Here is a 15,044-nt window from a genome sequence, read left to right on the forward strand (position 1 = left end):
TCAGCTCTGCTCGGCCTGGAGGCTCATCGGGCCGTAGATCTTCGTCGTGTCATCGAAGAGCGTCACCTGGTCCGCCCCGCCGTCGAGGAGTTCCTTCCAGTACTCACCGATCCAGGACTCGGCGTCGCCCTGTGTCGTGAATTCCTCCGGCTGCAGCGCCGGCTCCGTCTCCGTACCGTCGGACTTCTCGAACCGCCACGTCCACGCCATGTCCGCCTCCTGGGTCACTTTGTTCCGTCCGCAGCCTAGTGGTTACGACCAGGGCGGGAAGGGGCCCTCGCACGCCCGGTCACCCCCACGTCGCGCACCCGGCGCGGGGACGCGGGAGGATCGGGGCGTGGAACTGACTCTGCTCGGCACCGGAGCCCCCGACGGGCTGCCGCGGCCCGACTGCCCCTGCGCCGCCTGCGCCAGCGCCCGCGGGGCGCGGGCGCGGGCCGCGACCGCCCTGCTGATCGACGACGCGCTGCTGCTCGATCTCACCCCCGGGGCGGTGTTCGCCGCCGCCCGCGCGGGGCATTCGCTCACCGGCGTACGGCAGGTGCTGCTCACCCATCCGCACGACGGCCCCGCCGTCGAACTGCCCGCCGGGCTGCCCCGGGCGGGCCGGGTGCCGGACGGGCGGGTGCTGACACTGATCAGCGGACACCGGGTGCGGGCCGTGCCGATGGACGCGCCCGGCACGGGGTACGAGGTCACGTCGCCGGACGGCGAGCGGCTGCTCTATCTGCCGCCGGGCGCCGCACCGGCCGGTCTCGCCGACCGGATGGCGGAGCCGTACGACATGGTCGTCGGTGACGTCGTGGGGCGGCCCGACGCCGTGGCCAGGCTGCGGGCCGTCGAGGCGATCGGGCCGGCCACCGAGGTGATCGCCGTCCATCTGGACCATGACGCACCGCCCGGCCCCGAACTCGACCGCCGGCTGGCCGCGGGCGGGGCCCGGGCCGTGCCGGACGGCACGACGCTGACGGTCGGCGCGTACCACGCCGAGCCGGAGGTGCCCCGGCGCACCCTCGTCACCGGCGGCGCGCGGTCGGGGAAGTCGGTCGAGGCCGAGCGGCGGCTGGAGACGTATCCCGAGGTCGTGTACGTGGCGACCGGTGGCAGCCGGGAGGGCGACACGGAGTGGGCGGCCCGGATCGGACTGCACCGGGAGCGCAGACCGGCGGCCTGGCGCACCGAGGAGACCTGCGAGCTGGTGGAGCTGCTGGCCTCGGACGGGCCGCCGCTGCTGATCGACTGCCTGTCGCTCTGGCTGACGGACGCGATGGACCGGGTGGACGCCTGGAACGACGCGGCGTGGGCAGGCGGTGGTGAGAGCACGCTGCGGAAGCGGACGGCCGAACTCGTGGCCGCGGTCCGCGGGACGCGGCGCACCGTCGTCGCGGTGACCAACGAGACCGGGTCCGGCGTGGTGCCCGCGACCGCCGCCGGGCGGCGTTTCCGGGACGAGCTGGGCCGGCTGAACGCCGCGGTCGCCGACGAGTGCGAACAGGTGCTGCTGGTGGTGGCCGGACAGGCGCTGACACTGCGCGGCTGACGGGCCCGCTCACCGGCGCAACGAAACGGAACAGGACGGAAGAGAACGGGAGGAGCGGACATGGCGCGTGTGCGGCCGATGCTGGACGGGGTTCCGGAGACCCTGCTGTGGACGTTGTACAACCGGGCGTACGAGGCGGGCCGGCCCTATCCGGTGCTGGACGACCCGATGGCACTCCAGCTGCTGGCGGATCTGGACTATCCCTTCGAGGAGCGGTTCGGGATTCCCAACCCGTTCAACTCACAGGCGCAGGGCCTGCGCTCACGCTGCTTCGACGTGGCCGTGCAGGAGTATCTCGCCGACCGTCCCCGGGCCACCGTGGTCGCGCTCGGCGACGGCCTGGAGACCGGCTTCTGGCGGGTCGACAACGGCCGGCTGGACTGGCTGAGCGTGGAGCTGCCCGACGTCGCCACGCTCCGCCACACCCTGCTGCCCCCGTCGGACCGGCTGCGGACACTGTCCGGATCGGCGACGGATCTCTCCTGGCTGGACGAGATCGAGGACCCGGAAGGCCGGGGTGTGGTCGTCACGACGCAGGGGCTGCTGATGTATCTGCGGCCCGCCGAGGTGCGCGCGATCCTGGCTGCCTGCGCCGAGCGGCTGCCGGGCGGGATCCTCGTCCTGGACTCGATGGCGCGGTGGCTCGCGAAGGGCACGGTGGCGGGCACTTCGAAGGTCGGTGACATGACGATCCCGCCGATGCGCTGGGCGATGAACCCGGGCGAGCGCGGGAAGCTGCGCAGCGCGCATCCGGGGATCACCGAGGTGCAGGCTCTGCACCTGCCACGCGGGCGCGGTGCCATGGGTGAGCTGATCCGGGTCCAGAACCTGCTGCCCGGGCTGCGGACGCTCACGCCCGCGATCACCCAACTGCGGTTCGGGGACCGGACGCCGCACTGAGGGGGGCCGGAAATCACGGCAGGTACTGTTCCGCAAGGGGCCCGCCGCCGGGCTCCCCGGCCCACACCACGTATCGACCCGCGAGGCAGACCCCCGTGAATCTGGACGACTTCTCCGACCTGATCGAACGCCCCGACGGGGGTGTACGGCGAGATGCCGAGGAACGCCGGGAGCGGTTCATCGTGCCGCCGGGCGCCCTCGGCCGCCTCGACGAGCTGGGCGAATGGCTCTCGGCCGCCCAGCAGGCCGTGCCGGTGCGGGCGATCGAGCAGCCGCGCGTGGTGCTCTTCGCCGGTGATCACGGGGTGGCGGAGCTGAAGGTGTCCGGCCGTGCGGCCGGGACCGCGCACGAGCTGGTGCGGGCCACGCTGGAGGGTTCGACGCCGCTCGCCGTGCTGGCCCGCCGGTTCTCCGTACCGGTACGGATCGTCGACGCCGGTCTGGACTGCGAGCCGGAACTGCTGCCGGAGGCGGTCGTACGGACCCGGGTGCGGCGCGGCAGCGGCCGGATTGACGTCGAGAACGCCATGACGGTCGAGGAGGCCGAGCAGGCGGTGCGTCTCGGCATGGCGATCGCCGACGAGGAGGCCGACTCGGGCACCGATCTGGTGGTGCTCGGTGATCTGAGCGTCGGCGGTACGACGGCCGCGGCCACCTTGATCGCGGCGCTGTGCGGCACCGACGCCTCGGTGGTCACCGGGCGCGGCGGTGCGGGGATCGACGACCTGGCCTGGATGCGCAAGTGTGCGGCGATCCGTGACGCGCTCCGCCGGGCCCGGCCGGTACTGGGCGACCAGCTGGAGCTGCTGGCCACGGTGGGCGGCGCGGACCTGGCGGCGATGACCGGCTTCCTGCTGCAGTGCGCGGTGCGCCGGCTTCCGGTGATCCTGGACGGTGTGGTCTGCGCGGCCGCGGCGCTGGTCGGTCAGCGGGCCGCGTTCCGGGCTCCGGACTGGTGGCTGGCGGGCCAGTTGAGCGGTGAGCCGGCGCAGGCGAAGGCGCTGGACCGGATGGCGCTCAACCCGCTGCTGGACCACGGCGTCATCGTCGGTGAAGGAAGCGGGGCATTGCTCGCACTTCCGTTCGTTCAGGCCGCGGCCGCACTGGCGGCGGAGCTGCCCGAGCGCGCACCGGAACCCGACGAGGACGACGCGAAGGACGACGACGGCCAGACGCCGGCCGACGAAGGGACCGACCCGGCCGGGGAGTGACGGGCGCCAGCTGACCCATCGGACTGCGGCCGTCCGGACCCGGCCGCAGCGCGGCCTCTTTCTTGAAGTGCGATGCCCCATATGATCGCTTTTCATGGGAGAGGTCCGATTGGCCAGCGAGGAATCCGGGCGGACTGCCGTCCGGCCGCAGAGCACCGAACGGTCACGACGCGGCGCGGCCTTCGCCATCTGGTACCTGCGCGTCGTGTCGTTCATCAATTTCCTGAGCGCCGTCTGGGTCACCTTCGGCCAGGACCTGCGACGCCACAACACCGAGAACTACTTCACGCCCTACCTGCTCACCGCGGGCTTCTCCTCCGGAGTCGTCGCGCTGTTCCTCGCGGTCACGATGCGGCGGCGCAAACGGGCCGCGTGGATCGTCAACATGGTGCTGAGCGGGCTCACACTGCTGCTCTTCGCCGCGGTGATCGGTTTCCCGGAGATCCGCCGGTACCCGCAGAACTGGATCTCGCTCGCGCTGACCGCCGCCTTCGTCCTCGCGCTCGCCCTCGGCCGGCGGGAGTTCTACGCGAAGGGCGACCGGTCCAACCCGAAGCTGGCCGTACTGGTCGCGGCCGGCGGGCTGCTGGTCACCTCGCTGATCGCCGCCGGTCTGGTCACGCTCACCAACACCGCGCACGACGAACAGCGTTCGACGTTCCTGGACCGCTGGCACTACGGGGCACTGCGCCTGGTCTCCGTCGCCGCCGACGACTCCCGCTTCCCCGGGATCACGACGCCGGGGTGGGTGAACGTCGCCATCAACGTCCTGTCCACGCTGCTGCTCATCGCCGTCGTGTACGCGGCCTTCCGTGCCCGCCGCGCAGTCGATCCGATCAGCCCCGGGGACGAGGCGGCGCTGCGCGCCCTGCTCGACAAGCACGGCGAGCGGGACTCGCTCGGCTACTTCGCGCTGCGCCGCGAGAAGAGCGTCACCTGGTCCCCGACCGGGAAGGCCGCCGTCGCCTACCGGGTGGTCGGCGGGGTCTCACTGGCCTCCGGCGACCCGATCGGCGACCCGGAGGCCTGGCCCGGGGCGATCGCCCCCTGGCTTGCCGAGGCCCGTGAGCACGGCTGGATCCCCGCGGTGATGGGGGTGAGCGAGGAGGGCGGCACGATCTACGCCCGGCACGGCCTCGACGCCCTGGAACTGGGCGACGAAGCGATCGTGGAGACGGCCGAGTTCACCCTGGAGGGGCGGGCGATGCGGACCGTCCGCCAGGCGTACAACCGGGTCAAACGGGCCGGTTACGAGGTGACGGCGCGCCGGCACGCGGACATCCCCGAGGCCGAGATGGCCGAACTGGTGCGCCGGGCAGACGACTGGCGCGACGGCGCGACCGAACGCGGCTTCTCGATGGCGCTGGGCCGGCTCGGCGACCCGGCCGACGGTCAGTGCGTGATGCTCGAATGCCGTGACGCGACCCCTTCCGAGGACGGCGGGGCCGGTGAGCTGCGCGCCGTACTGAGCTTCGTCCCCTGGGGCCCGAACGGCCTCTCGCTGGATCTGATGCGCCGTGACCGGGACGCCGAGAACGGCCTGATGGAGTTCATGGTCATCGAACTCCTGCAACGGGCCGAGAAGATCGGTGTCACCCAGGTGTCGCTGAACTTCGCGATGTTCCGCTCCGTCTTCGAGCGCGGATCGCGGCTCGGCGCGGGACCGGTCCTCAGACTGTGGCGTTCGCTGCTCAGCTTCTTCTCACGGTGGTGGCAGATCGAGTCGCTCTACCGCGCCAACGCCAAGTACCGGCCGATCTGGGAACCGCGCTACCTGCTCTTCGAGAAGAGCGCGGACCTGCCGCGCATCGCCATCGCCGCGGGCCGCGCCGAAGGGTTCCTGGAGGCGCCCGGACTGCCCAAGTGGCTGCACCGCTCCAAGCTCGGACCGCGTGGATGACCCCGCTGCACACGCTCGGCCGGGCGGCACGCCGGGAATGGGGTCCGCTGTGGACGACCGTACGCACGGCACTCGTCACCGAGCGGCTGCGGGCCGTCCCGATGACCCTGGCCGCGGTCTGTCTGACGGGGCTGCTCCAGGTGGTGCAGAACCGCTCCTGGGGTTACGGGCCGGTGCAGGCGTTCGGGGCCGTACGGGCGGAGGATCCGCTCGGGGCCGCTCTGCTGCGTACCCCGCTGTCGCTGTTCGTCCCCGCGCTCGACCTGCCGGTGTGGGGTGCGCTGGCGCAGGTGCTGCTGGTGTTCGGGATCGCCGAGATCTGCCTGGGCCGGTGGCGGACGCTGCTGATCGCGTACGTCGCGACGCTGGCCGGCACGCTGTACGCGCGGATCGGTGTCGCCGTGGGCCCCGACGGGTTCCTGGGTCTGCCGGGCACCGACGCGCAGGTCGTCGACACCGGCCCCTCGGCGGCGGTGGTCGCCCTGGCGGTCTGCGTCTGCTGCGCCTACCGGGCCCGGTTCACCGGGGCGCTGGTGATCGCGGCGATGGTGGTGGAGATCCTGGTGAAGGACAACCTGGCGGGCAAGGAGCACCTTGCGGCCATCGCGGTGGCCCTGGTGCTGTGCGCGCTCCCGTCCCTGCGCGGGCGGCGCCGGTCCCGCCGCGGTCAGGGTTTGGGTGAGGGGGCGGGGACGCGGTCGGGTGCGCCGCCGATGAGGTCCTGGAACTTCCGCCGCGGTCCGGCCCAGCGGACGTCGTGGTGGTACGCGCGCAGCACCGACCGGGAGCGGGCCCGGTGCCGGTTGCGGTAGAACCGCTTGGCCCACATCGAGGCCGGCCGGGCCAGCCGGACCGCCCCGACCAACGCGACGAACGGGACCAGGGTGCCGACCACCGCCATCCGCGCCTTGCCCTTGAACAGCGCGATCAGCACGAAGCAGAAGTTGACGACGAGGGTGAGGACGACGCCGAGCCGGCCCTGCTGCTGATCGTCGCTCAGGTCGTTCACGCCGAGCGGGGAGAAGCCGCCGAGCACCAGCAGGACGAGGGCGGCGGTGAGGACCACGACCTCCACGCTCTGGCGGCCCTGCTCGGTCCAGTACACGTCGTCCATGTGCAGGATCAGCGCGAACTCGTCCAGCACCAGCCCCGCGCCGACGCCGAAGACGACCGCACAGGCCCCGGCCGTGAAGCCGTGCTTCCCGCTGGCGACCGCGCCGAACCCGCCGACCACGCTCAGCACCACGCCCGGCACCACGTGGTGGACATGGACCCCGCCCGGTGTGATGTTGCGGAACGGCCCCTTGCCGGCCCGGATCATGCGGGTGATGACCCGGGTGATGGCGAACGTCAGCACGAAGGCGGCCAGTGCCAGGAGCAGGGGGAGCTTCCCCGGCTCGACGACGTTCCGATCGAACCAGTGACCCATCCCACCCACTCCCGATAAGCCGATTGGGCACCACTCTGTGCCGTTTTGGACAATCTAGCGGTCGCGCCCACCGATTAGCCTGCGCGCCGTGACCTCCCTGAACAGCCACGGCCTTCGTTTCGCCTTCGGCACCCTCACCGTGCTCCCCGTCCGCGTCACCCGCTGGGATCGCGAGACCGCGCGGGCCGGAATGCTGTGCGCCCCGCTCACCGGCCTCGTCGTCGGCGTCCTCGCGGCGGTGCCCGGCAGCCTGTTCCTGCTGTTCGGCTCGGGTCCGCTGCTCGCCGCGGTCGCCTCCGCCGCGGTGCCGGCGGCCCTCACCCGGGGGCTGCACCTCGACGGCCTCGCGGACACCGCCGACGGTCTGGGCAGCGGCAAGCCGGCCGACGACGCGCTGCGGATCATGAAGCAGTCGGACATTGGGCCGTTCGGTGTGATCACCCTGCTGTTCGTGCTGCTCGCCCAGGTGGCGGTCCTTCAGCAGCTGTACGCGCAGGGCTGGGCGCAGGGTGCGGTGGCGGCCGCCGCGTCGGGTGCCGTCGCCCGGCTCGCGCTCACGCTGGCCTCCCGCCGCGGCGTCCCGGCGGCCCGCCCGGACGGGCTGGGCGCGGCGGTCGCGGGCACGGTCCCGGCCGCCGGCGCGGTGGCGGCCGCAGCCCTGACGGTGGCGGTCTGCGCGGGCGCCGGCGCGCTGCTCGGCGGATACGGGGCGCTGCGGTACGCCCTCGCCGCCCTGGCCTCTCTGACGGTGGCCCAGTTGCTGCTGCGGCACTGCGTGCGGCGCTTCGGCGGGGTGACCGGGGATGTGTTCGGGGCACTGGCGGAGACGGCGGCGACGGTGACGCTGGTGGGACTGGCCCTCGGCTGAGCTCCCGCCCGGCGTTCCGTCAGACCCCCGCCGCCGGGCACCGCACACGCCAGACGCCGAGCTCGTACTTCTTGAGCAGCGAGCTCAGCCCCAGCTGCCGGGACTGTGCGCAGAACCGCGCCACGGGCAGCTCGTACTCCACGTGGAAGACCGCCTTGCCCGCCTTCACGAACGGGGAGAGCTCCTCGCACTCCTCGTACTGGGCGCACTGTTCGTTGACCGCGAAGTCGAAGTCGCCCACCAGCTCGGGGATCTGGGGCAGGTCGTTCTTCAGGCCGACGGCGAGGTGGTGGCGGTGCGCGACGCGGGCGATGAGCCGGTTGTAGCGCAATTGGTCGGCGGCGGTCAGCGGGAAGCCGCTCGGATTGCGGTAGCCGTCCATGTTGTCGGGCTCGACCGCGTCGAAGCCCTTCTTCGCGCACATGGAGATCCGGCTCTCCATCAACGGTTCCAGGACGTCGGTGCGCCGGATGTCGAGCCAGCGCTCCCCCTTCCAGCCGTTGCCCTTGCCGAGGACCGCCGTGGGGAACTTCGCCGCGTCCGGGCGGAACTCCTCCCAGGCACCCGTGGACAGGTAGCAGATGACCTTGCGCCCCTTGCGGTGCAGCTCCGCCACCTGCGCCGCGTCGTGGTCGAAGCCGTCGATGTCGTACACCGGGGCGTCCACGGTCGTGTCCAGCCGGCCGGAGAGCTGCCACTGCCAGTCGGTGCCCGGCTCGGGCTGCCAGCGCGCCGCGGCGGACCGTCCGGAGGGGGCGGACGACTGCGCGGATCCGGGTGCCGAGGTGCAGCCGGCCAGCATCACCAACAGAATCAGTACGGTGACGGGCAGCGCCGCCGTCCGGCCGGTCGCCCGTGCGGCCATCCGGTCGTCCATCGTTCCCCCAGGGTCTGTCCGCCAACACCGTTTCGTTCGCGGTCCGTTCCGCCGGGAAGATCATCCCGGCGTGACAACCGTACGACTGCTCCGGCGCACTGACGGCCCGCCGCCGTAATCGGGCAGCAAAGGCGCGCGTAGGCTCATTCCCGGCACATCGCGGCGGCGTCTACGATGCGCCGGGCACGGTCGGCCCACCCCTCGACCGACAAAGAACTCAACGGAAGCGAGATTTCACCACCGTGACTGCTCTCACTCTCAGCACTGCCGGTGCGGCGACGCTGCGCGCCGACGCGCTCGTCGTCGGCGTCGCCAAGGGCGCCGGTTCCAAGTCCGGTGACCTGGTCCTCGCACCGGGCTCCGAGGCCGTCGACAAGGCGTTCGGCGGGAAGCTCGCCGCCGTCCTGGCGACCCTGGGCGCCTCGGGTGCCGAGGGCGAACTGACCAAGCTGCCCGCGCCCGACGGCCTGAAGGTCCCGGTCGTCATCGCGGCCGGGCTCGGCCCGGTCCCCGAGAAGGACGGCGCGTACGACGCCGAGGCGCTGCGCCGCGCCGCGGGCAGTACCGCCCGCTCGCTCAGCGGCTCGAAGAAGGCCGGCTTCGCCCTGCCCATCGGCTCCGTCGAGGACGCCGAGGCCATCGCGGAGGGCGCGCTGCTGGGCGCGTACGCCTTCACCGCCTACCAGGGCGGCGAGAACAAGCTCGCCCCCAAGGGCGCCAAGGCCAACGGCCCGAAGCTGCCGCTCGGCGAGATCGCCCTGCTGGGCGCCAAGCCGCGCGACAAGGCCTTCAAGGCCGCCGCCGAGCGCGCCGTCGCGGTCGCCGAGGAGATCAACCGCGCCCGCGACCTGATCAACACCCCGCCGAACGACCTGTACCCCGAGTCCTTCGCCGCCGTGGCCACCGCCGCGGGCAAGGAGCACGGCATCAAGGTGCAGGTGCTCGACGAGAAGGCTCTCGTCAAGGGCGGATACGGCGGCCTGCTGGGCGTCGGCCAGGGCTCGACCCACGGCCCGCGCCTGGTGAAGCTCGCCTACACGCACCCGAAGGCGGAGAAGACCCTGGCCCTTGTGGGCAAGGGCATCACCTACGACTCGGGCGGCATCTCGCTGAAGCCGGCCGGCCACAACGAGACGATGAAGTGCGACATGAGCGGCGCCGCCGCCGTGTTCGCGGCCGTCGTCTCGGCCGCCCGTCTGGGCCTGCGGGTCAACGTCACCGGCTGGCTCGCACTCGCCGAGAACATGCCGTCGGGCAACGCCACCCGCCCCGGTGACGTGCTGCACATGTACAGCGGCAAGACCGTCGAGGTCCTCAACACGGACGCCGAGGGCCGGCTCGTCCTCGCCGACGCGCTGACCCGCGCCTCCGAGGAGAACCCGGACGCGATCGTCGACGTGGCGACCCTGACCGGCGCGATGGTGCTGGCCCTGGGCAACCGCACCTTCGGCATCATGGCGAACGACGACGCCTTCCGTACCTCGATCCACGAGATCGCCGAAGAGGTCGGCGAGGCCTCCTGGCCGATGCCGCTCCCGGCCGACCTGCGCAAGGGCATGGACTCCCCGACCGCCGACATCGCCAACATGGGCGAGCGGATGGGCGGCGGCCTGGTGGCCGGTCTGTTCCTGCAGGAGTTCGTGGGCGAGGGCATCGCCTGGGCGCACCTGGACATCGCGGGCCCGGCGTTCCACGAGGGCGCCCCGTACGGCTACACACCGAAGGGCGGCACCGGATCCGCGGTCCGCACCCTGGTGAAGCTGGCGGAGCGCACCGCGGCCGGAGACCTCGGCTGAGCGGCAGGCTCTGATGTACGGCCCCGGGCATACGTCCGGGGCCGTACGTGTTGCATCCACGGCACCGCCGCAGGGGCCGGGCGAGGTTTCGCTCTCGACGAAATCCGTACGTCCCTACGCAGCGGTAACCCACTGGGACGGACGATCATCCGTCTCAGACACGGGCCCCGCGTCCCGCCCACCGTCAACAAGTGCGAAGATGGGTTCTCGGCAGGACAGGGCCCCCACCACAGGGCCGAATGACAAAAGCGGCCGAACACCAGCCGACCGGCCGGTCACACCCCGATGACGGGGCCCGGCATCCGGCGCACATGCATGGAGGACGTGACGTGGCGAACGACGCCAGCACCGTTTTCGACCTAGTGATCCTCGGCGGTGGTAGCGGCGGTTATGCCGCGGCCCTGCGCGGAGCGCAGCTGGGCCTGGACGTCGCTCTGATCGAGAAGGGCAAGGTCGGCGGCACCTGCCTGCACAACGGCTGCATTCCCACGAAGGCCCTGCTGCACGCCGGCGAGATCGCCGACCAGGCACGCGAGGCCGGCCAGTTCGGCGTCAAGGCCACCTTCGAGGGCATCGACATCGAGGCCGTCCACAAGTACAAGGACGATGTGATCTCAGGCCTGTACAAGGGTCTGCAGGGTCTCATCGCTTCCCGCAAGGTGCACTACATCGAGGGTGAGGGACGTCTCTCCTCCGCCACCTCGGTGGATGTGAACGGCCAGCGCATCGAGGGCCGCCACGTGCTCCTGGCGACCGGCTCCGTGCCGAAGTCGCTCCCGGGTCTGGAGATCGACGGCAACCGCATCATCTCCTCGGACCACGCGCTGAAGCTGGACCGCGTGCCGAAGTCCGCCATCGTCCTGGGCGGCGGCGTCATCGGCGTCGAGTTCGCCTCGGCGTGGACGTCCTTCGGCACCGACGTCACGATCATCGAGGGCCTGAAGCACCTCGTGCCGGTCGAGGACGAGAACAGCTCGAAGCTTCTTGAGCGCGCGTTCCGCAAGCGCGGCATCAAGTTCAACCTCGGTACGTTCTTCCAGGGCGCCGAGTACACGCAGGACGGCGTCCGCGTGACCCTCGCCGACGGCAAGACCTTCGAGGCGGAGGTGCTGCTGGTCGCGATCGGCCGCGGCCCGGTCTCGCAGGGTCTCGGCTACGAGGAGGCCGGCGTCGCGATGGACCGCGGCTACGTCCTCGTCGACGAGTACATGCAGACGAACGTTCCGACGATCTCGGCCGTGGGCGACCTGGCCCCGACCCTCCAGCTCGCCCACGTCGGCTTCGCCGAGGGCATCCTGGTGGCGGAGCGCCTGGCCGGTCTCAAGACCGTTCCGATCGACTACGACGGTGTGCCCCGGGTGACGTACTGCCACCCCGAGGTCGCCTCCGTCGGTATCACCGAGGCCAAGGCCAAGGAGCTCTACGGCGCGGACAAGGTCGTCGCGCTGAAGTACAACCTCGCGGGCAACGGCAAGAGCAAGATCCTCAAGACCGCGGGCGAGATCAAGCTCGTCCAGGTCAAGGACGGTGCCGTGGTCGGCGTCCACATGGTCGGTGACCGTATGGGCGAGCAGGTCGGCGAAGCCCAGCTGATCTACAACTGGGAGGCGCTGCCGGCAGAGGTCGCGCAGCTCATCCACGCCCACCCGACCCAGAGCGAGGCGCTCGGCGAGGCCCACCTGGCCCTGGCCGGCAAGCCCCTGCACTCCCACGACTGATTCAGTCGACCGGGCGCGACGACCGACCACTTCCGCATTTTCGTTAGGAGCAACTGAAACCATGTCGGTTTCCGTAACCCTTCCGGCGCTCGGCGAGAGCGTCACCGAGGGCACTGTCACCCGCTGGCTGAAGGCCGAGGGCGAGCGCGTCGAGGCCGACGAGCCGCTGCTCGAGGTGTCGACCGACAAGGTCGACACCGAGATCCCGGCCCCCGCCTCCGGCATCCTGGCCTCCATCAAGGTCGCCGAGGACGAGACCGTCGAGGTCGGCGCCGAGCTGGCCGTCATCGACGACGGCACGGGCGCCCCCGCGGCCGCTGCGGCGCCGGCCGCCGAGCCCGAGGCCGCCCCGGCCCCGGCGCCGGCCGCCGAGGCCCCCGCAGCCGCTCCGGCCCCCGCGGCCGAGGCTCCGGCCGCCGCCCCCGCCGGTGGTGCCTCCGGCACCGACGTCACCCTTCCGGCGCTCGGCGAGAGCGTCACCGAGGGCACCGTCACCCGCTGGCTGAAGGAGGTCGGCGAGGAGGTCACTGAGGACGAGCCCCTCCTCGAGGTCTCCACGGACAAGGTCGACACCGAGATCCCGGCCCCGGTTTCCGGTGTGCTGCTGGAGATCGTCGTCGCCGAGGACGAGACCGCCGAGGTCGGCGCCAAGCTCGCCGTCATCGGTGCTCCCGGTGCCGCCCCGGCCGCCGCTCCGGCTGCTGCCGCTCCGGCTCCGGCCGCCGCTCCGGCTCCGGCCGCTGCCCCGGCCCCCGCTGCGGCTCCGGTCGCCCCCGCACCGGCCGCCCCGGCGCCGGCTCCGGTGGCTCCCGCCGCGCCGGTCGCAGCTCCGGCCCCGGCCGCCCCGGCGCCCGCCGCCGCCCCGGCTCCGGTCACCCCGGTGGCCCCGGCCGCTCCGGCCGCGACCTCCGGTGACGACGGCGCGTACGTCACGCCGCTGGTCCGCAAGCTCGCCGCCGAGAACGGCGTCGACCTGGGCGCGGTCAAGGGCACCGGTGTCGGTGGCCGTATCCGCAAGCAGGACGTCGTCGCCGCCGCGGAGGCCGCCAAGGCCGCCGCTGCCGCTCCGGCTCCGGCCGCCGCCGCTCCGGCCGCCGCCAAGGCGCCGAAGCTCGAGGTGTCCCCGCTGCGCGGTCAGACGGTCAAGATGACCCGCATGCGCAAGGTCATCGGCGAGAACATGATGAAGGCGCTGCACTCGCAGGCCCAGCTGACGTCGGTCGTCGAGGTCGACGTCACCAAGCTGATGAAGCTGCGCAACAAGGCCAAGGACGGCTTCGCGGCCCGTGAGGGCGTCAAGCTCTCCCCGATGCCGTTCTACGTCAAGGCCGCCGCCCAGGCGCTGAAGGCCCACCCGGTCGTCAACGCCCGGATCAACGAGGACGAAGGCACGATCACGTACTTCGATTCGGAGAACATCGGCATCGCCGTGGACGCCGAGAAGGGCCTGATGACCCCGGTCATCAAGGGCGCGGGCGACCTCAACATCGCCGGCATCTCGAAGAAGACCGCCGAGCTGGCCGGCAAGGCCCGTGGTGGCGGCCTGACGCCGGACGACATGTCCGGTGCCACCTTCACCATCAGCAACACCGGCTCGCGCGGTGCGCTGTTCGACACCGTCATCGTGCCGCCGAACCAGGCAGCCATCCTGGGCATCGGCGCCACCGTCAAGCGTCCCGCGGTCATCGAGACCGAGGAGGGCACCGTCATCGGTGTCCGCGACATGACGTACCTCTCTCTCTCCTACGACCACCGTCTGGTGGACGGCGCGGACGCCGCCCGCTACCTGACCGCGGTCAAGGCGATCCTGGAGGCCGGTGAGTTCGAGGTCGAGCTCGGCCTCTGAGCACCGCAGTTGTAACAAGCCTCACCAGCGGCGCCCCCGTCCGGAACACTCCCGGGCGGGGGCGCCGCCGTATTGTCTAGACACCACCGGTCGCTCCGGCCGCCGAGTTGGTGCAGGCAGCACCGGTTTGCCCCGAAGGAGCCCCTCATGACCCCGCCCGTCGTCCACTCGCTGCGCGAACAGATCCGCGAGCACATCGTGGACGGGATCGTCAGCGGGCGCTGGAAGCCGGGTGAGCGGATCGTGGAGCGGCGCATCGCCACCGAGCTGGAGGTCAGCCAGACGCCCGTGCGCGAGGCGCTGCGCGAGCTGGAGACGCTCCGGCTGATCGAGTCGGCGCCCAACAAGGGCGTCCGGGTCCGCAACCTCACCGCGGCCGATCTGGAGGAGAGCTACCCGGTACGGGCCGGCCTGGAGCAGATCGCCGCCGAGCTCGCGGCCCCGGGGCTCGGCGAGGACTGCTCGCTGCTCGCCCCGCATGTGACGGCCCTGTACGAGGCGGACCGGCTGGCCGACGGCGAGGCGCAGGTGCGCCACACGGTCGGCTTCCACCGGGAGATGGTCCGGGCGGCCGGCAACGCCGTTCTGCTGCACACCTGGGAGGGGCTGGGCATCGAGGTGTTCACGGCGCTCTCGATCCGCTGGCTGGGCACGGTGCAGAAGTCGTACGCCGAGGAGCACGAGGCACTCATCGAGGCGTTCCTGCGGAAGGACCCGGACATCGGAGTGCTGGTCAAGGCCCATGTACTCGGCTGCGCGCCGCGCGCCTGAGGCCGGCGCGCGGCGCGGTGCGCATGTGTCGTGAGGGGCGCTCGCCTGTGCAGGCGAGCGCCCCTTTTGTCTGATAGATCCCGTCACTCCGTGCCCCATTTCGCGGCACCCCATGCCACTTTCTTCATATCGAGAAGTTTTGCCTTTCATCCTTTGATCGATCATCGATCGGAGCCTTACAGTTCACT

General features: G+C 71.7%; 12 protein-coding genes and 1 pseudogene. 10 read left to right on the plus strand and 3 right to left on the minus strand.

Annotated features, from left to right (window positions below; translation table 11 throughout):
* Positions 1–210: a hypothetical protein gene (locus SH922_RS10535; protein WP_356323161.1), complete on the minus strand. Its 210-nt coding sequence runs from the start codon at positions 208–210 to the stop codon at positions 1–3.
* Positions 211–337: 127 nt separating this feature from the next.
* Between SH922_RS10535 and SH922_RS10540 the strand changes: the two genes are divergently transcribed.
* The 5 genes and pseudogenes from SH922_RS10540 to SH922_RS10560 form a co-directional block, all read left to right on the plus strand.
* Complete coding sequence (locus tag SH922_RS10540; RefSeq protein ID WP_393057237.1) at positions 338–1,540, plus strand: bifunctional adenosylcobinamide kinase/adenosylcobinamide-phosphate guanylyltransferase; 1,203 nt, start codon at positions 338–340, stop codon at positions 1,538–1,540.
* Between the two features lie 60 nt (positions 1,541–1,600).
* Positions 1,601–2,440 (plus strand): class I SAM-dependent methyltransferase, encoded by an 840-nt coding sequence (locus SH922_RS10545; RefSeq protein ID WP_393057239.1) that lies wholly within the window; start codon positions 1,601–1,603, stop codon positions 2,438–2,440.
* A gap of 95 nt (positions 2,441–2,535) precedes the next feature.
* Positions 2,536–3,651, plus strand: a complete 1,116-nt coding sequence (cobT, locus tag SH922_RS10550) for a nicotinate-nucleotide--dimethylbenzimidazole phosphoribosyltransferase (protein WP_393057241.1) — start codon at positions 2,536–2,538, stop codon at positions 3,649–3,651.
* A gap of 94 nt (positions 3,652–3,745) precedes the next feature.
* On the plus strand, positions 3,746–5,551 hold the full coding sequence (locus tag SH922_RS10555) for a phosphatidylglycerol lysyltransferase domain-containing protein (protein ID WP_393057243.1): 1,806 nt from the start codon (positions 3,746–3,748) through the stop codon (positions 5,549–5,551).
* Positions 5,548–6,273: pseudogene (locus SH922_RS10560) on the plus strand (hypothetical protein); the annotation flags it as partial. The gene SH922_RS10555 and the pseudogene SH922_RS10560, both read left to right, overlap by 4 nt.
* Here the strand turns inward: SH922_RS10560 and SH922_RS10565 are convergent.
* Complete coding sequence (locus tag SH922_RS10565) at positions 6,219–6,980, minus strand: hypothetical protein (protein ID WP_393057245.1); 762 nt, start codon at positions 6,978–6,980, stop codon at positions 6,219–6,221. The pseudogene SH922_RS10560 and the gene SH922_RS10565 sit on opposite strands and share 55 nt — an antisense overlap.
* 88 nt (positions 6,981–7,068) lie before the next feature.
* Between SH922_RS10565 and SH922_RS10570 the strand changes: the two genes are divergently transcribed.
* Entirely contained in the window at positions 7,069–7,848 is a 780-nt protein-coding gene (locus tag SH922_RS10570; RefSeq protein WP_393057247.1) for an adenosylcobinamide-GDP ribazoletransferase, read from the plus strand.
* A gap of 19 nt (positions 7,849–7,867) precedes the next feature.
* Here SH922_RS10570 and SH922_RS10575 read toward each other — a convergent pair whose 3' ends face one another.
* Entirely contained in the window at positions 7,868–8,725 is an 858-nt protein-coding gene (locus SH922_RS10575) for an endo alpha-1,4 polygalactosaminidase (protein ID WP_393057249.1), read from the minus strand.
* Positions 8,726–8,967: 242 nt separating this feature from the next.
* Between SH922_RS10575 and SH922_RS10580 the strand changes: the two genes are divergently transcribed.
* From SH922_RS10580 to SH922_RS10595, 4 genes are all read left to right on the plus strand, one after another.
* Positions 8,968–10,521 (plus strand): leucyl aminopeptidase, encoded by a 1,554-nt coding sequence (locus tag SH922_RS10580; protein ID WP_393057251.1) that lies wholly within the window; start codon positions 8,968–8,970, stop codon positions 10,519–10,521.
* A 329-nt stretch (positions 10,522–10,850) separates the two neighbouring features.
* Positions 10,851–12,239 carry a dihydrolipoyl dehydrogenase gene (lpdA, locus tag SH922_RS10585; RefSeq protein ID WP_393057253.1) on the plus strand — a complete coding sequence of 463 codons (1,389 nt, stop codon included), beginning with the start codon at positions 10,851–10,853 and terminating at the stop codon, positions 12,237–12,239.
* A 61-nt stretch (positions 12,240–12,300) separates the two neighbouring features.
* Positions 12,301–14,085, plus strand: coding sequence for a 2-oxoglutarate dehydrogenase, E2 component, dihydrolipoamide succinyltransferase (gene sucB / locus SH922_RS10590; RefSeq protein WP_393057255.1), 1,785 nt, complete (start codon positions 12,301–12,303; stop codon positions 14,083–14,085).
* Positions 14,086–14,232: 147 nt separating this feature from the next.
* Positions 14,233–14,856 carry a GntR family transcriptional regulator gene (locus SH922_RS10595; protein ID WP_148017657.1) on the plus strand — a complete coding sequence of 208 codons (624 nt, stop codon included), beginning with the start codon at positions 14,233–14,235 and terminating at the stop codon, positions 14,854–14,856.
* Positions 14,857–15,044 lie beyond the last annotated feature (188 nt).

The sequence above is a fragment of the Streptomyces sp. LN549 genome (assembly GCF_043203805.1).
Lineage (GTDB): Bacteria > Actinomycetota > Actinomycetes > Streptomycetales > Streptomycetaceae > Streptomyces.